Consider the following 19,245-nt stretch of genomic DNA (forward strand, 5'->3'; position numbering starts at 1 on the left):
GGCTCTCCCCGGCTCACCCATAGCAACCGCGCTCCACCGCCAGCCGCCGCACCAGCGCCGACACCGCATCGATCGCCGGTGCCACCTTGTCCGCTAGCCGGCCAAGCTCTTGCGCGGCGCTCACCAGCGCGTCGATCTCCATCGGCCGGCCGCGTTCAAGGTCCTGCAGCATCGAGGTCTTGTGCTCGCGCCCGGTGACCATCGCCACCGGGCTGATTTTCACGGTCTGCGTGCTGGTCTTCCGCCGCGGTATTGTGGGAGGCTCCATGCGCGGGTGCTCGGGCGGACCGGGAAGGGCTGATGGGCACCAGATCGACTGGGCGCGATTGAGCGGTCCACGCAGCCGTGCTCGCCACGACACATCCGTCGGTTCAGCGTCGAAAAGACGCTTGGTCTCCTCAGAACTTAATTTACCAAGTTTGTCGTCACATGCGCGAGTGCTGATAAATCAACCGCCCGTAAACCAACACCCGGTCATATGCCGTATCAGTCGAGGGGCGGGTCATGGTCATCAATAAGTTTTGGCGGTCGGAAAGCGGCAATTTCGCGTTGCTGTTTGCGTTGGCGGCGCCTGCGATCCTGGCGGCCGTCGGTTTTGCAGCAGACGTATCCAGCGTCATGCGAGCCAAGGTCAACCTGCAGAACGCTTTGGACGCCGCGACCCTATCCTCGTCGCACCTGTCGGACGACGAAGCGGCCCGCAGACTTGCATTCGACGGCTATTTCCAGGCCAACGTCGCAAATCACCCGGAACTCACCAACGCGAAATTGACCCTGTCGGTCGACAAGGGTTTCAACTACGTCAAGACCAAGGCCATCGCTTCCGCGGACGTGAACCTCTATTTTGCTTTCCTGTTCGGCGACAACCAGCACATCGAAGTCGATGCCGGGGGTGTGGAAGCGACGAACAACCTCGAAGTCGTGCTCGTGCTGGACAACACGGGCTCGATGGCCGGTGCCAAAATCAAGGCTCTCAGGGACGCTACCAAGGTACTTCTCGATAATCTGGATGGAGCAAAGTCACCCGATCGGAAGGTGACCGCCGCGATTGTGCCCTTCGTCACCGCTGTCAACGTAAATGGCGATAAATTTGACCCTTCATGGATAGACATGGCAGGCAAATCGCCGAACAACGGCGCGAACTTTCCCCTGCTGCCAGATGGCAAGCGCGTAAACCACATGGACCTGTTCAGAGACCTGGCACAGGGAACCGGTTGGGAGGGGACGGGATGGAAGGGCTGCGTCGAGGCGCGTCCTGGAAGCGCTGCCATTTCCGACGTAGCGCCGGACCAAGCTGACGCCAACACCTTGTTCGTGCCCTATTTCGCCCCAGATGACCCCGGTGATGCAACCAGTCCATCCGCGAGCTATGGCAACGACGCCAAGGTCTATAACAACTCCTATCTTTCCGATGACGTTCAGGACGGCACGGACACGAAGGGAAAAGATAAAAAGATCGCCAAGTATGAAAACCCCAAGGCGAAAAAGATCAACGACAAATATGCGCCTCTGACAGTCGGCCCCAACCGGGCCTGCCCGACTCCGGTCGTGCCGTTGACCGCTGACTTGGACAAGTTGCGGACGGCTGCTGCCCAGATGCAAGAGTGGAACGGATCCGGCACGAATGTCTCCGAGGGGCTCTCTTGGGGCATGCGGGTGCTTTCACCGGCCCCGCCGTACACCGACGGCGCGCCCTGGAAGACTCCGAATACGAGCAAAATCGTCGTTCTGCTTACCGACGGCGAGAATGTCGTTTACGGAGCGAGCGCCGAACCGGAAAAGTCGGACTACACTTCCTATGGCTACCTTTCGTCTGGCCGGTTCGGGACGAGTAACCAGACAGACGCCGCACGCTCCGTGGATCGATGGACGCTCGACGTTTGCGATAAATTGAAGGCGCAGCAGGTTCAGATCTACACCATTACCCTGCAATCCGACACGGCCGCGAACCGGACACTTTACGGCAAATGCGCGACAAATCCGGCTGACTACTACGCTGTCAACGATCCCAGCAAATTGCCGAATGTGTTCCAAACCATCGCTGGAAAGTTCACGACACTCCAGCTGGTTGATTAGAGCAGTTCACCGTTTCACAGAAACGGCGAGCCGCTCTGCCCGCTCACCCATGACGCCCGCGCTCCACAGCCAGCAATGCCTTCTGATGAGGCCGGCGCGCCGGCGCTCTCCATCCTGACGCAGATCCCCAACCTGTCGAAGCACCTGCCGGAAGCGCTGCGCCTGACCATGCGGTTCATCGGCTAGAATCTGCCGGTGGAGTGCCGCAACGGCATCGCCGGAAGCGAACTGTCAGCTTTCGGCTAGAGTGACCCGTTGCGGTCGTCTGTCGTGCGACGACCCAAAGGCTGTTCGTCACCGAAACTAAACCTCGACGTGATCACCGATTTGGGTCGACGATTCAGTTCGGGCGATCCAATGTTTCAGCATCACGTCAGATAGGGTGTCGCGTGCTGCCACCATGCGTTGATGCCAGTCGTTCTCCTTGTCGAGGACGATTGCGCATTCACCTACCTTGTTCCCCAGCAGGACCGAGTTGCTAAGCCGCGAGAAGTACCATGTAGTTGCCGCGGCATAGAAGATTGTGCGAGGCGAGTGCACGGATGCCAGTCCGAAAATGGCGGGTCCAAACACCTCTTCATGACCGAGCTTTCCGGACAAGCTAGTCAGTGCAGCGGCTATATAGGACAGGTGTGACGACTGCGAGAGTACTTCGTATTCTTCCCGACGCCACTTCGTCAAAGCATCGATGATCTCTTTGTCGAATCCGGCCTTCTTCTCAATGGCGACAATTCTCTCGTGCAACCTCTTGGGCGAGGCCGTGGAATGCCAGAATTCTAGGATCTGAGCGTCTGTATCAGCGGCGACGTAAGATTCCCCCAACGCACGATCGTGTAGGACTGCCGTGCAGAGAAGCAGTGCCTCCACATATGTGCGCAAGAGCGCGCGCGCAGGTGTATCAAGTCCCGAGATCACCAGAGACCGGATCGACACGCCGAACGACACCGCAGACCCCGTCAGCGCCCACGCTGCTCGCGTATTCTCGTTCGATGGGCCGAGCTGGTCCTCAGAGCTAAGCGCGATGTGCACGTACGCGAGAAACTCTAGGCCAAACTCGAAGATCGCAAGGTGCGGTTGAAGCACAGTCGTCGTGGCAGCCCGTGCCTCGGTCTCAGCTTCTAGGAGAAGATCGTTGAACCCGTTGCGGGGCGCAGGATTGCGATGCATGTCACCATAGACCATGCGCCAAATCTCTTCAATCTCATCGTAAATGCTTGCTCTCGATATTGGTTCACTCAGCATCGGTATCTTTCTGTCTGGTCGACAATGAATGTATATATATGCATTACGCGCGCTAGCAGATTTGAAGGTGCCGGCAATAGTATCGGAGAACCGGGAAGAGCCGCAAAGGCCCGACTATGGCGCGATCACGACCTCCAGCATAGTTACCTGGGATGCCGAACAAACCAAGGTTGGTCGGCTTTGGTACGAAGGTAGTCATCAACCCCTTGTAGCGGATGCCGCCGTCAACCAAAGCGGCCGATGCGCATCACCGGCGGAGCAGCTGCCTCAAGGCTCAGCCAAGCCATCACCCATAGCACCCGCGCTCCACCGCCAGCCGTCGCACCAGCGCCAGCACCGCGTCGATGGTCGGTGTCGGATTGGCCGTTAGCCGGCCAAGCTCCTGCACCGCGCTCACCAGCGCGTCGATCTCCATCGGGCGGCGGCGCTCCAGATCCTGCAGCATCGAGGTTTTGTGCTCGCCGACATCGCCCGCACCCTTGATGCGGCGGTCGACCCCGATCGGAAAGCGTACGCCGAGGCTTTCGCCGATCGTTTGCGCTTCCAGCATCATGGCGCGGGCAAGCGTGCGAGTGCCCTCGTCGGCGACGATCGCGGCCAGCGTGCTGCCGGTCAGCGCCGAGATCGGGTTGAAGGAGAGGTTGCCCCACAGCTTCACCCAGATTTCACTACGGATGTCCTCGCGCACCGGCGCCTGCAGCCCGGCCTTGACCATTTCCTCGGCCAGCAGCATCACCCGTTCGGTGCGCTCGCCGGAGGGCTCGCCGAGCGAGAAGCGCTTGCCCTCGACATGGCGGATGAGACCGGGCGCGTCGACCTCGACGGCAGGATAGACGACCGCGCCGATGACGCGCTGCGGCCCGATCCGCTGCCAGATCGCACCGCCGGGATCGACCGCGTTCAGCCTGGTGCCCTCGAGCGGCCCCCTCACCCCATGGAAGTACCACCATGGCACGCCGTTCTGCATGGTGACGACTGATGTTTCCGGCCCCAGCAGCGGCGCGATCTGGTCCAGGGCAGGGGTCAGCGAATGGGCCTTCAAGGCCAGCACCACAGTATCCTGCACGCCGAACTCCTCGGCCTTGGCGGCGGCCCGGACAGGCGCTAGCGTTTCTTGGCCATCCTCGATCAGGCGCAGGGCATCTGCCTTGATCGCTTCGAGATGGGCGCCGCGCGCGACGATCGACAGATCGGTGCGGCCGGCGATCGCCAGCTTGGCGGCGAGATAGCCGCCGATCGCGCCGGCGCCGAAGATGGTGATCTTCATCGTCAAAGCCCGAGCTTGGCGGCGAGGCCGATGCGCTGCAGCTTGCCGGTCGCGCCCTTGGGGATCTCGTCTAGGATCACGACCTTGCGCGGCACCTTGAAGTCGGCGAGCCGCGTCGCGGCATAGGTGCGGATATCGCTTTCGGTGGCGCTCGTGCCTTCGCGCAGCACGACCGCGGCCGCCACTTCCTCGCCCAGTCTGTCATGCGGCATGGCGAAGGTGACCACCTGCGCCACCGCCGGATGATCCATCAGCACGTCATCGACCTCGAGCGGCGAGATTTTCTCGCCGCCGCGGTTGATGATCTCTTTGAGCCGGCCGGTGACCCTGAGATAACCGTCTCCATCGAGCACGCCCTGGTCGCCGGTGTGAAACCAGCCATGCGCGAAGGCCGTCGCATTGGCGTCTGGGTTCTTCTCATAGCCCGCCGTCACATTGGGTCCGCGAATGACGATCTCGCCGGTCTCGCCGGCTTTGAGCAACTGTCCGTCCAGCGCCATCACCGCTACTTCCGGCCCGGCGCCGGCCCCGACGCTGCCCGGCTTGCGCAGGCCAGGCGGCAGCCGGTTCGACGCCATCTGGTGGGCGGCCTCGGTCATCCCGTAGGATTCGATCACCGGACAGCCGAAGGTGGCTTCCAGTTCGGCCATCACTTGCGCCGGCAGCGATGCCGAGGACGAACGGATGAAGCGCAGGCGCGCGCCCGCCAGCGCCTCGGTGTTGCGCGCCGCCCGGGCCAGGATCGCCTGGTGCATGGTTGGCACCGCCGTGTACCAGCTCGGCCGCGCCTCGCCCAGCCACTGGAAGAAGCGCAGCGCGTTGAAGCCCGGCGTGCAGTAGATGCTGCCGCCCGATGCCAGCGACGACAGCACGGCCGCGATCAGCCCATGGATGTGGAACAGCGGCATGATGTTGAGGCAGCGGTCATCGGCCGTCAGGCCAAGCGTCGCCCCGATATGGGCTGCCGAGGCCGCGATGTTGGCATGGCTGAGCGGCACCAGTTTTGGACGCGATGTCGTGCCCGACGTGTGCAGCAGAAGCGCGATGTCGCCATCCCCCGCCATGTCAGGCTTCGCCTGCGGACCGATAGCCGGGCCCTCGATGGTGAAACTGCCGGCAGCCGGCGAAACGACAAGCCTGAGCACGCCGATGCCGAGCCGCTCGGCCACCGCAACCGCAGGGCCGGCCTCGTTTTCGGCAACAAGGATAGCCTTGGCGCCGATGTCGGTGAGATAAAAATCGAGCTCGTCCGCGCGATAGGCGGGATTGAGCGGCGCCGTCGAGGCGGTGGCGGCCACCGCGACGAAGGCTGTGGCCATCTCCGGCCCGTTAGGCAGCACGATCGCCACCCGGTCGCCGCGCCCGATGCCGAGCGCATGCAGCCGCTCGGCGGTGGCCTTGATCAGGCTGCGCAGCCCGCCATGGGTGAGTGTAGCCCTGTCCGGCGCCAGGATTGCCGGAGCATCATCGGTGCCGGCGACGAGGCGGCGGGAAAGGTCTTTTGAATTCGTGCTCATGGTCACCAACTATGTTTCAAACGACTGGTGATAGAAGCCCAACAGACGGTGGCGCCGCCCCTCATTACCCTGCCGGGCATTTCTCCCCGTATAGCGACGGGGAGAAAGGGCTGGCCGCAACGCCGGTCTTTCTTTTCAACCTTGGCGATTGGCAAAACCATCGACAACAGCGCACCTCTCCCCATCACTATACGGGAGATGCCGGCAGGCAGGTGGGGGGCAGCGCCAACTCTTGGAATGTGATTCTCCACCTCAATATCCAAGCGCCATCCCATCCTTACGCGGATCGGAGGCGCCGGTCAGCGTTCCCTTTTCCCAGTCGATCAGCACCGCCTGTCCGCCGCCAAGCGGATGCTGCGGCTCGGCTAAGCGATGGCCGCGCCGGCGCAACCCTTCGAGCGCCTCGGCCGGAACGTTGCGTTCGGCCTCCACCATGCCGTCATTGTAGAACACCCTTGGCGCGTCGAGCGCCTGCTGCGGGTCCATGCCGAAATCGATCATGTTGGTCAAAAGATGCACATGCCCGAATGGCTGGTAGCCCCCGCCCATGACGCCGAACGGCATCACCACGCGGCCGTTCCTGGTCGCCATGCCGGGCATGATCGTGTGCATCGGCCGCTTGCCGGGCGCGATGGCGTTCGGATGCGCCGGGTCGAGGCGGAAGCTCGAGCCACGGTTCTGCAGCACGACCCCGCTCTTCGGACCGACGACGCCGCTGCCGAACGAATAATAGGTCGAGTTGATGAAGGAGACCGCGTTGCGGTCGCGGTCGACGATCGAGATGTAGACCGTGTCGCTGCCCGGCAGGTCCAGGCGCGGCAGATGCGTCATGGCGCGGTCGCGGTCGATCTCGGCGCGCAGCCGGTCGGCATAGGCGCTGGACAAAAGTTGTTTCACGGGCACCGGGACAAAATCCTGGTCGCTGACGTAGCGGTCGCGATCCTGGTAGGCCAGGCGTCCGGCCTCGATTTCCAGATGCAGCCGCTCGGCGCCATTGGGATCGATCCCGCCGAGCTTGAAGCCCGACAGCACGTTCAGCATGAGCAGAGCCGTCAGCCCCTGATTGTTCGGCGGCATCTGGTGGATATCGTAGCCGCCATAGGCGGTGCTGACCGGCGCCACATAGTCGCCGCTGGTCGCCGCGAAATCCTCGTGCGAATGCAGCCCGCCCAGTTCATTGAGCCGGCGCACCATGTCGTCGGCGACCGCGCCTTCGTAGAAGCCGGCGCGGCCCTGTTTGGCGATTGTCCGCAAGGTGGCGGCGAGTTCCGGCTGGCGGTGGATGTCGCCGGCCTTCGGCGCCTTGCCGCCCGGCAGGAAGATGCGCGCGGCATGCTCGTCGGCCGACAGGTCGATCTCCGGCTCGGCCCAGTCGAAGGCGACGCGATCATGCACGACATAGCCGTTTTCGGCATAGTGGATGGCCGGCGCCAGCGCCTCGGCCAGGCTTTTGCGGCCATGGTCTTCCAGGAGCCGGCTCCAGGCATCGACGGCGCCCGGCACGGTCACCGCGTGTGGTCCCTGCTTCGGAAGCTCGTCGAAGCCCTTGTCAAGATACCAGTCGACGGTGGCGCCCGCAGGTGCACGGCCCGAACCGTTGAAGGCCAGCACGTCGCCTTGCCCCTTCGGGCAGTAGAGCACAAAGCAATCGCCGCCAATGCCGGTCGACTGCGGCTCGACCACGCCCTGCACGGCGGCTGCGCAGACGGCGGCGTCCATGGCATTGCCGCCGGCGCGCAGCATGTCGATGGCGGCAAGGGTCGCAAGCGGATGCGAGGTCGCGGCAACCGCTTGGGTGGCACGAACCGGTGAGCGGCCGGGAAACTGGAAATCACGCATTCTGTCTTTGTATCCCCTAGTCTGATGGATGCGACGCTGCCGCCATGGCGTAACACGACAGCGCAACGGATCGCTTCGGCTTCTCGACACTGCGCATTTGCCAATTCTCCTCGTTACGCCAGACGCATGTCAGGGTCGGACCCGATAAGGCGTGAGCCAGGTTTCCAGCGCGTTCAGTGCAGAGATGATCGTGAAATTGATGGTCAGATAGATCGCGCCCGCGGCCACGAAAACCTCTATGGCGCGATAAGTCTGAGAAATAAGCCCCTGGGCGATGCCGGTTACTTCCATCAGGGTGACGATCGATGCAAGCGACGTACCCTTCACCATGAGGATGATCTCGTTGCTGTAGCTCGGTATGGCTTGGCGCAGCGCCAAAGGCAGAACGACGAGGCGCAGGGTCTGGAGCCGTGTCATGCCGAAGGCAGAGGCCGCCTCGACAAGGCCGCGCGGCACACCCTGTATCGCACCCCGTAGGATTTCGCTGCCATAGGCGGCGGTATTGAGACTGAGCGCTATGATGGCGCACCAATAGGGCTCGCGAAACAGCCACCAGAGCCCAACTGCCTGAAGTGTGGGGCGGAACTGGCCGAGGCCGTAATAGATGAGGAATATCTGGACGAGCAATGGCGTGCCGCGAAAGACGGCAACGAAGGAGCGTATGGGCCAGACCAGCATCCGATGGTTTCCCTGCTGCGCCAGTGCGAGCAACAGAGCCAAGGCAAAGCCTATTCCGATCGACAACCCCGCAAGTTGCAAGGTCAACGGCAAGCCGGAGAGAAGGGTGGGAATGATCTCTACAAAGAAGGCCAAGTCGATCATGCGTGGACCATGCCTCGCCACGCCCGTGCCTCGCCGTAGCGGAAGACCGATCCGGTCACGGCAGCGATGAGGAAATACAGCGTCGCGGCTGCTACGTAGAAGACGAAGGGCTCCCGCATCGATCCCGCGCCGATCTGAGATTGCCGCATCAATTCCACCAAGCCGATCACGGAGATCAAGGCCGAATCCTTGAGCACGAGCTGCCAGACATTTCCGAGACCCGGCAGGGCGTGCCGCATCAGTTGAGGCACGATGATGAGACGCAGCGATTGGAACCGGGATAGGCCGAGCGCCTTGCTAGCCTCAAACTGGCCGAGATCGACGGCTAGATACGCTCCGCGATAGACCTCGGCTTGATAGGCGCCCGAAATGATGCCGATCGCCAGGACGCCAGTCGCAAATGTCGGCAGCCCGACGAAGCCCGCGCTGCCGAAGAATTTGCCGATCTCAGTCAATGCTATGCTGCCGCCGTAGTAAAGCAGGTAGATCGTCAACAGATCGGGCACACCCCTGAACACCGTGCCATAGCCCTTGGCGACCCATGACGGCAAAGCTCTCGTGGAAAGCCGGCCTCCTGCTGCAATCGCGCCGAAGAGAGCGCCGAACAGGAAACCGAGGGCTGACAGCGCAAATGTCACGCCGGCTGCCAGCAGCAAGGCTCCGCCCCAGCCGCCCTTGCCCAGGGAAAGGATATGGAGTGTGTCCGTCATGTGAAACCTGATCGTTCAGCCCGGCAGCCGGCCGATCGGTTGATGCCAACCGGCCGTACAGAATGCACGTGGCTACTTGACCGGCGTCACGTCCGTTTTCACCCATTTTTCCGAGATGCGTTTAATGGTCCCGTCGGCAATGGCGGCGCTGATCGCGTCGTTCAGCATTTCCTTGAGCTTGGCGTCCTCCTTCCTGAGTCCCGCACCCGTTCCGGCGCCGAACAAGCCGCCCACAAAGCCCGGACCTGCAACCGTGAAGCCCGAGAATTCGGGTTTTGCGAGCGTCGCGGCGAGCGCTGTCTTCTGAGCGAATATTGCATCGATGCGGCCCGCGGCCAGATCGAGATCGTGCTGCTCGGTCGTCTTGTACTCGCGGATCTCCACCGTGTCGCCGAAGTATTTCTTGACGAATTCGAGCATGGCGGTGGCCGCCTGGACACCGACCACCTTGCCCTTCAGCAGGGGCTTCAACTTGTCGACCGCGGCCTGGGAAGCAGCCTCGTCGTCCAGTTTGAATTTCTCGGTCGAAGCGCCGAGCTTCCCCAGATCGCTATCCTTGGCGGCTGCGAACCCGCCCGGGTCGATCGCATAAGGCTGGGTGAAGTCGATGGTCTCGAGGCGTTTCGGCGTGATGAACATGCTGGCCATGATCACATCGAACTTGCCGACCTTCAGCGAAGGAATAAGTCCGTCCCAGTCCTGAGCGATGATGGTGCATTTGACCTTCATCCGCTCGCAAAGATTGTTGGCGAGTTCGATCTCCAGTCCGTCGAGCTTGCCGTCCGCGTTGGTGAAATTCCACGGAGCGTAGGCACCCTCCGTGGCGATGGTTATGGCCTTGGGCGCGTCCTCGGCCAATGCGGTGTGCATGAAGCCGAACATGCTGAGTGCGGCCGCAACTGCGGCCAAACGACAAACTTTCATGTGGTTCCCCTTTTTTTGATAGGCTGATCGAGCTGTTCCTACGTCCGGCCGCATTGCCGGTTCGAGACCATTCCTGTCCGGCCGGCGTTCGTCACCGGCTCGGACTCACGAACTCGGCCAGCATCGGTGCTGTGCTGAGAATGTGATCCTGCATCACCTTTTCCGCTTGAAGTTCGTCGCCTGAACGCAAGGCCGCGATCACGGCGGCATGCTCCTCGCGCGCAGAATGCGGCTTGTCACAATCGTCGAACCAGATGCGCATGTAGGGCTCTATCACCACATGCAGCGCCGCTATCTGGTGGATAAGCTTGGGCCTCCGGCTTAGCGCACAGATACGGCCATGGAATTCCTGGTGGCGGACCACCCAGTCGCTGCTTCCGCTCTGGCCCGCGCGTTCCATGCGCTCGAGCAGGCGCTCGAATTCCTCGAACTCCTCCTCATCGATCCGGGGCATCGCCAGCCTTACGGCCAGTCCCTCCAGAACCGACCGAATTTCGAAAATCTCGTAAAGCTCATCGACCGTCAGGCCTGCGACCACGCATCCCCGATTGGGCCGCAAAACCACCAGCCCGTCGGAGGCCAGGCGCCGAAAGGCTTCCCGCACCGGCATTCGACTCATGCCGATCTCGGCGGCAATCTCCTCCGGAATAAGCCTGTCGCCCGGTTTGTAGCGGCCGAGGCGAAGGGCTCTCTGGACGTGCCTGTACGCCTCTTCCTCCGCAGTGGCGGGCATCTGTGGCTCTGCCGAAAAGGCTGCTGGCATGGGGCACCTAGAAAGTATTTTTGTATCCACGTATCATAAAATCCGCATTTTACTGCATCGTCAATAGCCCGGGGACGACGTTCAGAAGCCGATAACGGTGCAGTGCACCACCGGCACGATCTATTTCGGCGAGTCTTTGGAATGGTGATTGCCGAAATCAGCGGCAACGTCATGCTACACGGCATGCTGTGCGGCATCGACAATTTCAGCACTATGGCTGAACAGAGCTCTTGTGGCATGCCGAGATCGTCGAGGCGATCTGCGCCGGCGACGCCGGCAGCGCCTGCAGGCTGTCCCGCTCCATGCCCGAGGCTCGCGCGACAACGTGCTGCGTCCTGAGCGGCCGGTCGCCCTGAAATATCCGATCGCCGGATTGGCGATCTGCTGTTGTTGCCTGGCTGTCTATCTCAGGCCGATGCCGTTGGACGGCTTCAGCCCTTGCGCTCCTGCAGGCTGTTGCCGCCGTCGACCACCAGCAGGGCGCCGTTGACATAGCTGGCGCCTTCCGATGCCAGGAACGCGACCGCCGCGGCAACCTCATCGGGCCTTCCGGCACGCGCTGGCGGTGTTTGCAGGGCCGCCATCCGCTCCATCTCGCTCGACGCACCGGTTTCGATCCAGCCGGGAGCCACGGCATTGACGGTCACGCCGCTCTTCGCCACTTCGAGCGCTAGCGTGCGCATCAGGCCGACCATGCCGGCCTTGGCGGCGGAATAGGCAGATGTGCCCTCGAACGACACCACCGGCCCGGTGACCGACGCCACATTGACGATGCGCCCGTAGCCCGCCTCGATCATCGCCGGCAGAAATGCGCGGGTGACCAGGAAGGCGGTCTTCAGGCTGACGTCGATGCCTCGGTCCCAATCGGCTTCGGTCATGGCGAGAAACGCTTTGTCGACCGACGGCGATGCCAATGAGCCCATGCCGGCATTGTTGACCAGGATGTCGACCGCGCCGGCGGTTGCCCGCAGCCGCTCGACCTCCGCTGCGCTGGTGAGATCGGCGACCGCCGCGTTGGCGTCGATGCCCTCGGCGCGGAGCTCCGCCGCGCGATCGAGGACGCGTGCGCTGGCGCCGGTCAGGAACACGGCATGGCCCGCATGGCCGAGTTGCCGGGCAATGGCAAAGCCGATGCCGTCGGCGGCCCCGGCGCCGGTGACTAAAGCGCGCTTGATGTTGGTGGACGTCATGGCTCAATCAGCTCCGCTGGGTTTCGTCGCGCACAGCCGGACAGCAGTGGCCGCTAGCGCCGAACCATATAGTCCATGGAAAAAGATTTGGCGCCCCGAGCGGTGAGGATCGAGCCGACTCTCATTTCTTCTGCCGGAATTTCGAATGGCAACCCGAACAATCCTGCAGGATGAGATGCAGCAAATGTTCCGCCGGCAGCTTGGCCGCATCGGCTTGCGCGGATTCCGGCCGCTTGCCGAGCAGGCTGCCGCCATCCATCGGCAGACCCGCTCCCATCCGCATGTCATCGCTGATTTCGGCCGGGGCTTTGTCGGCTTTGGCCGCGAGTGCCGAGGCGAGCTTGCCGATGTGGCGGGCGAGCGCTTCGAATTCCGGCCTCGCCTGGTCGATCTCCACCCTGGCGCCAGACGGCGCGCCCAGCGTGCCGGCCGGGAATTCGGCGAACAGGGCAGGGCTGGTGTGGGCGCTGAGCGCATCGGCCGCCGCCTTGAACCCGCCGGCATTATACTCGCGCTTGCCGTCGAACATCTCGGCGATGGTTCTTGCCGCCCCCGCCATCGCCTTCATGGAGGCCTGGCGGGCGGCCACGGTCGCATCGCTCGAGGCCGGCGCCATGGATGAGCAGAGAACCATCCAGCCGGCAAGCGCCAGCGTCGCGGCTCCGGCCGGTATGCGGGTCTTCATGCCCGCACGTCGAGCACGCCCATCATGCCGAGTTGCTCGTGCTCGAGGATGTGGCAGTGATACATGCGCCGGCCGGGCTGCTCCTGGCGCAACAGAAGCCGCACCGTCTCGCCACGCGCCACGTTGACGGTGTCTTTCCACGCAACGAAGGGTGGCTTGGAGACCTTGCCGTCGCGCTCATGCTCGATCACCTGGAACTGCGTGCCGTGGACATGGAACGGATGGTCCATGTCGGCCTGATTGACGATTTCCCACAGCTCCGTCTCGCCGGCTTTTGCGACGATATCGATGCGCGCCATGTCGAAGGTCTTGCCGTTGATCAGGAAGCCCATCTCCATGCCGGTCGCGTTCATCGCCATGATTTCGGTGAAGACGAGACGCCGGCTGACAGCAGGGGCGGAAAGCGGAGCGATCGGCCGCAATCGCGCGGGCAGCGGCGGCATCGCTGCTCCCGGCGTTTCCGAGACATCGACCGTCAGCAGCGTCAGACCAGCATCGGCCGGGCGGCCCGCGCCCATCCAGCCGCGATCATAGTCCAGCGTGCCCAGGGTAGCGGGACCAGGCCTGTCGAAGGCGACGACCAGCTCGATCCGCTCGCCCGGGCTGAGCAGGATCTCGTCCACCGCCACCGGCGCCTCGATGAGCCCGCCATCCGTTCCCACGATTGTCATCGCCGCGCCTTCGAAGGCGAGCTTCAGGAAGCGCGCATTGGCGGCGTTGTAGAGGCGCAGGCGCCGCCTGTCGCCCTTTGCAACGGCAAGCCTCGGGTTCCTCTGGCCATTGACCAGCACCTGGTCGCCGACGCGGCCGTTCATCAGGTCGGTCATGGTGTTGCCGGGTATCGAGCCGTCGGCGGCCAGCCGCAGATCGGTCAACATCAGCACCGTGTCGCCATATTCGGCCGGAACAGGGTCGGCTTTCGATTTGACCACGAAGGCGCCGGCCAGGCCGCGATAGACCTGTTCGGCCGTCCTGCCGTGCGGATGGGGGTGATACCAGTAGGAGCCGGCGCTGCCTTCCGGCAGGTCGAAGGCGTAGACGCGATCGGCGCCCGCGGCCACCGGGTCCATAGGATTGCCGTCCTGGTCGGCCGGCACGGGCATGCCGTGCCAGTGGATAGTGCTTGCCTCGCTGTCGATCCGGTTGGCGAAGGTGATCTCGACCCGGTCGCCCTCGAAGGCCTCGATCAGCGGCCCCGGGCTCGACCCGTTATAAGCAAGGATGGGCGTTTCCAGCCCCTCGGCGAAGCGCGCAATAGCGGCCTCCGCAGTCAGCTTCGCCTTGAACATGCTGGGCCGGGCGGCCTCGTTTGCAAGCAACGGCAGCGCACGCAACGCCTCGCCCTCCGGCAGCATGATGGCGCCTTGCGTCATGGCGTCCATATCGTGGCCGCTCATCTCCATGCCGGGCATGGTGGACATGTCATCCATTTTCATCTGCGCCAGAGCGCGCGGGCTCGCCAGGACCGTTGCCAGGCCTGCCGCCAGAAAACCGCGTCGATGCATTTTTCGCTCCTCTATGTCGAGGCAAAGGGCCTCACCATACGATCTTGCCGACGCTAAACGTTCCAGTGGCGGGAAGGTCAAGCGCGATCGACGGTTCGGCGTTGGAATTTCCAGCCGATGGATCGCAATGGCTTCGGCCGCGTTCATCCCAACGACTGATACAACCTGCCGTTTCATCGACAACCGCGAGAATCCCGACCATGCTCATCCAACCGATCGACTATTTTCTTGTCGCCTGGTTCACGCTCGCCCTGGCCTCGACCCTCTATGTCGGCTTCGACCAGTACCGCAACAATCCCGAGCCGGTGGTGATGAAATGGGGCTTCATCCTGGTGACGCTCTATATGGGTCCGCTCGGACTGCTGCTTTATGTACTTGCCGACAAGGAGCCGCGACCTGGCGAGCACGAGGCCTTCACCCGCACGCTTTGGAAGCAGGGTGTCGGCTCGACCATCCATTGCGTCGCCGGCGACGCGACCGGCATCATTCTGGCCGCCGTCATCACGGCGGCACTCGGCCTGCCGATGTGGCTCGATCTCATCGTCGAATATCTCGCCGGCTTTGCCTTCGGTCTGTTCATCTTCCAGTCGCTGTTCATGAAGTCGATGATGGGTGGCAGCTATTGGGAGAATGTGAGGAAGAGCTTCCTGCCGGAATTCATCTCGATGAATTTCATGATGGCCGGCATGGCACCGGTCATGAGCTTCCTCATGATGGGCCGTGACATGCGTGCCATGGAGCCGACGGAGCTGCTGTTTTGGGGCGTGATGTCGATCGGCGTCATCGCTGGCTTCGCGCTCGCCTATCCCGCCAATGTCTGGCTGGTCGCGCGCGGCCTGAAGCATGGCCTGATGACCGAGCGCCCGGATCAGGGCGCGGCTGGCGGGCACGAGCATCACCAGAAGGGACACAAATCGGCTTCCGGCAAGGGCAACGCCGGCCATGGCATGCGCTCGGACGCCACCACTCCGCAGATTGCCGTGCTCGGCGTGGTGTCGGCGATCGCGTTGGCGCTTGGCATGGCCGCGCCGGCGAACTGGCTGAACCTGACATTATCGGCCCGCGATGTCGGCGGTGTGATCATGCCGCAAGGCATGATCATGGATCGCGACACGCCGGCGGACGCCATGCGCGATATGGCGGCGACCTCGCCGCGGCTCGTCACCGCCTCCTACGGCCTGGCGGCAAAAGGCGACCAGGATCTGCCGTTCCGCATGGAAAACGGCGTCAAAGTGTTCGAACTCAGGCCATCGGTGGTGCGCTGGCAGATCCTGCCGGACGTTGCGGTCGACGCCTATGCCTATAACGGTCAGATCCCGGGGCCGCGCATCCATATTCGCCAGGGTGACCGCGTCCGCATCAACCTCACCAACGGCCTGCCGGAGGAAACCACGGTGCATTGGCACGGGCTGATCCTGCCCAACCAGATGGACGGGCCGGCCGAGATCACGCAAAAGCCGATCGAGCCCGGACAGAGCTATTCCTACGAGTTCACGGCCACCCAGCATGGCACCTACTTCTACCATCCGCATGCCAAGCCAGACCGGACCCAGGCGCTCGGCCTTTATGGCGCGCTGATCATCGATCCCGCCAACCCCGCCGACGAAGTGGCGGCGGACCACGACTATGTCATCGAGCTCCAAGAGTGGCTGGTGCGGGAGGGGCTGACCTATCCGTCGATGCCGATGGATGGCGGCATGCCCAATTTCTTCACCATCAACGGCAAGGCGTACCCTGCTACGGACACGATCCGCATGAAGGTCGGCGAGACGCTCAAGGTGCGTTTCATCGGCACCAACAACGGCTTCATCCATCCCATGCACATCCATGGCGGGCCGTTCGAGGTGGTCGCCCGCGACGGCGAGACTATCCCTGCCGCCGCACGCTTCCTTGCCGACACCATCAATGTCGGACCTGGCCAGCGCTATGACGTGGTCTGGAAGGCACAGCGCCCCGGCAAGTGGCTGATCCATTGCCATATCCCGCACCACACGACGAACAACAATGTCGAGGACAAGGGCGGCGGCGGACTGATGACTGTCATCGAGGTAGGCTGACGGGGCGCTAAACCGCAAGTCACAGATCGCTTCACCGATGCCGCGATTTTTGGCGCCGCTCGGAAGGACCTTCGATGGGCCAGTCGTAGCCGCGTCGTCATATCGCTCAGCGCGGCCCGTTGAGATGCGCAGACCATAGTCGAGGAGAGAGGGGCTGCCCTCTCTCCCCAAGTTCCTACGGACGAACGCGGATAACCGTCTTTCCCGCACGCCGCTCGGTCGAGTTGAAGGTGGTGACGGCGTCATCCAGGCTCGAGACCTTGCCGATATTCGTCCGCAGTCGTCCGTCCCGGATGCGCTGAACGATCTCCCAAAGCTGGCCGCGATCAGCCTCGACGACGAAGTCAACCGTCAGGCCATCTGCAGGTCGAATATCCGTCGGTCCGACGACTGTCACAAGCGTTCCTCCGGCCCGGATCAGGGCTGCGGACCGCTTCTGGATATCGCCGCCGATGACGTCGAACACCAGATCGACGCCGCCAACCTCCTCTAGTTTGTCGTTGTCGAGATCGACGAACTCATTCGCGCCGAAGTCGAGCGCCTTCTGGCGGTCGGCGACGCGTCCGGTGCCGATGACATAGGCCCCGGCCTCCCTTGCAAGCTGCGTCACCATCGAACCGACGGCACCGGCCGCGCCGTGCGCGAGCACGCTTTGCCCCGCCTGAAGGCGGCCATGCTGGAACAGCCCCTGCCACGCGGTCAGGCCGGAGATCGGCAGGCTCGCACCCACCGTGAAGTCGACGTCGCCGGGCAGCGGCGCGAGATTGCGTGCCTCCATGGCGACATACTCGGCGAGCGTGCCGTCGCGATGCCAGTCGGCGAGGCCGAACACTCGTTGACCGATTGACAGTCCCGTGGTGCCGTAGCCGAGCGCGGTGACCACACCGGCTAGCTCATGGCCGAGGATCGATGGCGTTCGGTCACGGAAGGCTCGATCGGCCCAGGTCGAAGGCCACTCCAGTTCGGTGTTGACGAACCCCGCCGCATGAACCTCAATCACGACATCGTTTATTGCCGCCTGCGGCTCGGGCCGCTGCACCAGCTTCATGCCGGCCGTTCCTGCAGCCTGATCCGTTGCTACGATCGCTTTCATGGGAATGGTCTCCTCAGTGATTTGTTGGTTCGGGGTAATTTATCGCTCTGGTTCCGGCCAGCCTACCGGTGATGATGAAGGTCACGGCCGCGTCGGTGACCGCGGGCTGATTCCAGGCGATCGGACGCAGCGTGCCTTGGCTTCTGGCGAGCGTACGGCGATGAAGCGCCAGTTCTGCAGGTGGAAGGATGTCGGCGCGGACGTGCCGATGCGCACCAGGTTGCTGATCTGATCGTCGGTAAGCATTGCAGTGGGGTCGTAGTACTTGGCGGCACTGCGGCTCAGGATGGTTTCGATGACGACGTTCGTCGCGAAAGTGTTTTCGCTCTTCCCGGTCTCCCGGAAGATTTCGGCGGCTACACGGGTTGCTGGTCCGGTGGTGGCGCGGCTGATGCAGTTCATTGGATGGCTCCCTTATCAAGTGATTGCGGAGCCTAATCTACGGGGACGAGTGAGAATTTCGAGACTGAATTAGCTCAAAATGATGCGCAAAAGGATCATGATGGGCTTTTCATTTCCCAGGCCGCGCGTCTTGCTCGCCATTGTGCGCCAGTCGCCGCCATTCCCCCGGTGTCATCCCCATCCTCTCGGCAAACACACGCCGAAATGCCGAAACGGATTGATACCCGACCGTCTCGGCCACGGCCTCGGTGCTGATCGCTGGCTTCCTCAACTCGTTGGCGGCCAGACTCATGCCGAGATCGGTCAACAAATCGAGGGCGGAGCAACCTAGCCTGTCCTGAAAGTGCCTCATGAATGTGGCCCGCGACATGCTGCACATGTCCGCTAAATCAGGCAGTTTCCAAGACCGGGCTGGGTCGGTGAACATCGCCGCAATTGCTGGTGCCAACCGCGGATGACCGGCCAGGGCCAACAAGCCTTCGGGCGCTTTCTCGGCTTCGCTCGCCGAGCGCAGTACCAAGGTGAATAGGGCCGAAGAAAGTGCGTCGAGAATAGCCCGTCCTCCCGCTCTGTCTCCGGCGGACTCCATTCGCATCAGCTTCACCAGGCTGGCCAGTTGGTTGGAAGCGGAGCCGATGCTCTCGTCCCCATGCCCGTCCATAGACCGCGCCACAAGATTCGTGGGCAGGTAGTTTCGGATCAATCGATCATGGGGTGGCGCGACGAAAAACCGCCCACACAGCAGATCGAGTTGCTCACCCTGGCCATCGTTCTCGCTCAACATCCATCCGGCAGAGCCTACGCTTTCGTGTGTACGGACGGGCGTTTGCCCGCTGCCGTCATGCAGCACATGCGCCGCACCGTGCGGCAGCAGAACGATGTCTCCGCTCAGCAGCTCCCTTGCTGTTCTCGTCTCCGGATCCTCTAAAATGGCCCTGCCCTTGACGATGACGTGGTAAGGGATCTCGTTCGCCGCTGCCCGGTCCCAGGTAACACGCCACGGCGCGCCGTAGGCGCAGCGGACCTCGAGTTGGCCGGTAACGGTGATCATTTGCAAGAGATGGCTGAGCCAGTCCACTTCAGACATTGGACCTCGAAAACCGGAAATGGTGAAACATCTTATCGCAATTGTGCATCGGTTCTACTTGTCGAC

General features: G+C 62.8%; 15 protein-coding genes and 2 pseudogenes. 2 read left to right on the forward strand and 15 right to left on the reverse strand.

Annotated elements, in window-relative coordinates:
• Positions 1–13: 13 nt before the first annotated feature.
• A pseudogene (locus LB577_RS09020) lies at positions 14–187 on the reverse strand (ketopantoate reductase C-terminal domain-containing protein); the annotation flags it as partial.
• A 317-nt stretch (positions 188–504) separates the two neighbouring features.
• Here LB577_RS09020 and LB577_RS09025 point away from each other — a divergent pair.
• Positions 505–2,076, forward strand: a complete 1,572-nt coding sequence (locus tag LB577_RS09025) for a pilus assembly protein (RefSeq protein ID WP_224686437.1) — start codon at positions 505–507, stop codon at positions 2,074–2,076.
• 303 nt (positions 2,077–2,379) lie between these two features.
• On the opposite strand, the gene LB577_RS09030 is transcribed toward LB577_RS09025, so the two are convergent.
• From LB577_RS09030 to LB577_RS09080, 11 genes are all read right to left on the reverse strand, one after another.
• Positions 2,380–3,318, reverse strand: a complete 939-nt coding sequence (locus LB577_RS09030; protein ID WP_224686438.1) for a hypothetical protein — start codon at positions 3,316–3,318, stop codon at positions 2,380–2,382.
• A gap of 286 nt (positions 3,319–3,604) precedes the next feature.
• On the reverse strand, positions 3,605–4,585 hold the full coding sequence (locus LB577_RS09035) for a 2-dehydropantoate 2-reductase (protein WP_224686439.1): 981 nt from the start codon (positions 4,583–4,585) through the stop codon (positions 3,605–3,607).
• Positions 4,586–4,587: 2 nt separating this feature from the next.
• Complete coding sequence (locus LB577_RS09040) at positions 4,588–6,102, reverse strand: acyl--CoA ligase (RefSeq protein WP_224686440.1); 1,515 nt, start codon at positions 6,100–6,102, stop codon at positions 4,588–4,590.
• 252 nt (positions 6,103–6,354) lie between these two features.
• A complete protein-coding gene (ggt, locus tag LB577_RS09045; protein ID WP_224686441.1) occupies positions 6,355–7,941 on the reverse strand; it encodes a gamma-glutamyltransferase in 1,587 nt (528 codons plus the stop codon).
• A 129-nt stretch (positions 7,942–8,070) separates the two neighbouring features.
• Positions 8,071–8,763 (reverse strand): ABC transporter permease, encoded by a 693-nt coding sequence (locus LB577_RS09050; RefSeq protein WP_224686442.1) that lies wholly within the window; start codon positions 8,761–8,763, stop codon positions 8,071–8,073.
• Positions 8,760–9,473 carry an ABC transporter permease gene (locus tag LB577_RS09055; RefSeq protein WP_224686443.1) on the reverse strand — a complete coding sequence of 238 codons (714 nt, stop codon included), beginning with the start codon at positions 9,471–9,473 and terminating at the stop codon, positions 8,760–8,762. The genes LB577_RS09050 and LB577_RS09055 overlap by 4 nt, the downstream gene beginning before the upstream one ends.
• A 72-nt stretch (positions 9,474–9,545) precedes the next feature.
• On the reverse strand, positions 9,546–10,397 hold the full coding sequence (locus LB577_RS09060; protein WP_013891900.1) for a transporter substrate-binding domain-containing protein: 852 nt from the start codon (positions 10,395–10,397) through the stop codon (positions 9,546–9,548).
• Between the two features lie 91 nt (positions 10,398–10,488).
• Entirely contained in the window at positions 10,489–11,130 is a 642-nt protein-coding gene (locus LB577_RS09065; RefSeq protein ID WP_224686444.1) for a GntR family transcriptional regulator, read from the reverse strand.
• A 461-nt stretch (positions 11,131–11,591) separates the two neighbouring features.
• The gene (locus tag LB577_RS09070; RefSeq protein WP_013891896.1) at positions 11,592–12,350 is read right to left on the reverse strand and encodes an SDR family oxidoreductase; all 759 of its coding nucleotides are present in this window, start codon (positions 12,348–12,350) and stop codon (positions 11,592–11,594) included.
• A 121-nt stretch (positions 12,351–12,471) separates the two neighbouring features.
• Entirely contained in the window at positions 12,472–13,035 is a 564-nt protein-coding gene (locus LB577_RS09075) for a cytochrome c (protein WP_224686445.1), read from the reverse strand.
• Entirely contained in the window at positions 13,032–14,540 is a 1,509-nt protein-coding gene (locus LB577_RS09080; RefSeq protein WP_224686446.1) for a multicopper oxidase family protein, read from the reverse strand. The genes LB577_RS09075 and LB577_RS09080 overlap by 4 nt, the downstream gene beginning before the upstream one ends.
• Before the next feature lie 200 nt (positions 14,541–14,740).
• Here LB577_RS09080 and LB577_RS09085 point away from each other — a divergent pair, with 200 nt between their 5' ends.
• Complete coding sequence (locus LB577_RS09085) at positions 14,741–16,597, forward strand: DUF4396 domain-containing protein (RefSeq protein ID WP_224686447.1); 1,857 nt, start codon at positions 14,741–14,743, stop codon at positions 16,595–16,597.
• 175 nt (positions 16,598–16,772) lie between these two features.
• On the opposite strand, the gene LB577_RS09090 is transcribed toward LB577_RS09085, so the two are convergent.
• The 3 genes and pseudogenes from LB577_RS09090 to LB577_RS09100 form a co-directional block, all read right to left on the reverse strand.
• The gene (locus LB577_RS09090) at positions 16,773–17,690 is read right to left on the reverse strand and encodes an NADP-dependent oxidoreductase (protein WP_224686448.1); all 918 of its coding nucleotides are present in this window, start codon (positions 17,688–17,690) and stop codon (positions 16,773–16,775) included.
• A 40-nt stretch (positions 17,691–17,730) separates the two neighbouring features.
• Positions 17,731–18,092, reverse strand: a pseudogene (locus tag LB577_RS09095) (nitroreductase family protein); the annotation flags it as partial.
• A 109-nt stretch (positions 18,093–18,201) separates the two neighbouring features.
• The gene (locus LB577_RS09100) at positions 18,202–19,179 is read right to left on the reverse strand and encodes an AraC family transcriptional regulator (protein ID WP_224686449.1); all 978 of its coding nucleotides are present in this window, start codon (positions 19,177–19,179) and stop codon (positions 18,202–18,204) included.
• Between the last annotated feature and the right edge of the window lie 66 nt (positions 19,180–19,245).

Source organism: Mesorhizobium sp. B283B1A (assembly GCF_020165735.1).
In the GTDB taxonomy this organism is placed as follows: domain Bacteria; phylum Pseudomonadota; class Alphaproteobacteria; order Rhizobiales; family Rhizobiaceae; genus Mesorhizobium; species Mesorhizobium opportunistum.

Bases quoted from the DNA above. Each gene is read 5' to 3' on its own strand.
- LB577_RS09085 (WP_224686447.1), top strand. From the start codon at position 14,741: ATGCTCATCCAACCGATCGACTATTTTCTTGTCGCCTGGTTCACGCTC.
- LB577_RS09060 (WP_013891900.1), bottom strand. From the start codon at position 10,397: ATGAAAGTTTGTCGTTTGGCCGCAGTTGCGGCCGCACTCAGCATGTTC.
- LB577_RS09055 (WP_224686443.1), bottom strand. From the start codon at position 9,473: ATGACGGACACACTCCATATCCTTTCCCTGGGCAAGGGCGGCTGGGGC.
- LB577_RS09025 (WP_224686437.1), top strand. From the start codon at position 505: ATGGTCATCAATAAGTTTTGGCGGTCGGAAAGCGGCAATTTCGCGTTG.
- LB577_RS09040 (WP_224686440.1), bottom strand. From the start codon at position 6,102: ATGAGCACGAATTCAAAAGACCTTTCCCGCCGCCTCGTCGCCGGCACC.
- LB577_RS09035 (WP_224686439.1), bottom strand. From the start codon at position 4,585: ATGAAGATCACCATCTTCGGCGCCGGCGCGATCGGCGGCTATCTCGCC.
- LB577_RS09100 (WP_224686449.1), bottom strand. From the start codon at position 19,179: ATGTCTGAAGTGGACTGGCTCAGCCATCTCTTGCAAATGATCACCGTT.
- LB577_RS09070 (WP_013891896.1), bottom strand. From the start codon at position 12,350: ATGACGTCCACCAACATCAAGCGCGCTTTAGTCACCGGCGCCGGGGCC.
- LB577_RS09075 (WP_224686445.1), bottom strand. From the start codon at position 13,035: ATGAAGACCCGCATACCGGCCGGAGCCGCGACGCTGGCGCTTGCCGGC.
- LB577_RS09050 (WP_224686442.1), bottom strand. From the start codon at position 8,763: ATGATCGACTTGGCCTTCTTTGTAGAGATCATTCCCACCCTTCTCTCC.
- LB577_RS09065 (WP_224686444.1), bottom strand. From the start codon at position 11,130: ATGCCCGCCACTGCGGAGGAAGAGGCGTACAGGCACGTCCAGAGAGCC.
- LB577_RS09090 (WP_224686448.1), bottom strand. From the start codon at position 17,690: ATGAAAGCGATCGTAGCAACGGATCAGGCTGCAGGAACGGCCGGCATG.
- ggt (WP_224686441.1), bottom strand. From the start codon at position 7,941: ATGCGTGATTTCCAGTTTCCCGGCCGCTCACCGGTTCGTGCCACCCAA.
- LB577_RS09030 (WP_224686438.1), bottom strand. From the start codon at position 3,318: ATGCTGAGTGAACCAATATCGAGAGCAAGCATTTACGATGAGATTGAA.
- LB577_RS09080 (WP_224686446.1), bottom strand. From the start codon at position 14,540: ATGCATCGACGCGGTTTTCTGGCGGCAGGCCTGGCAACGGTCCTGGCG.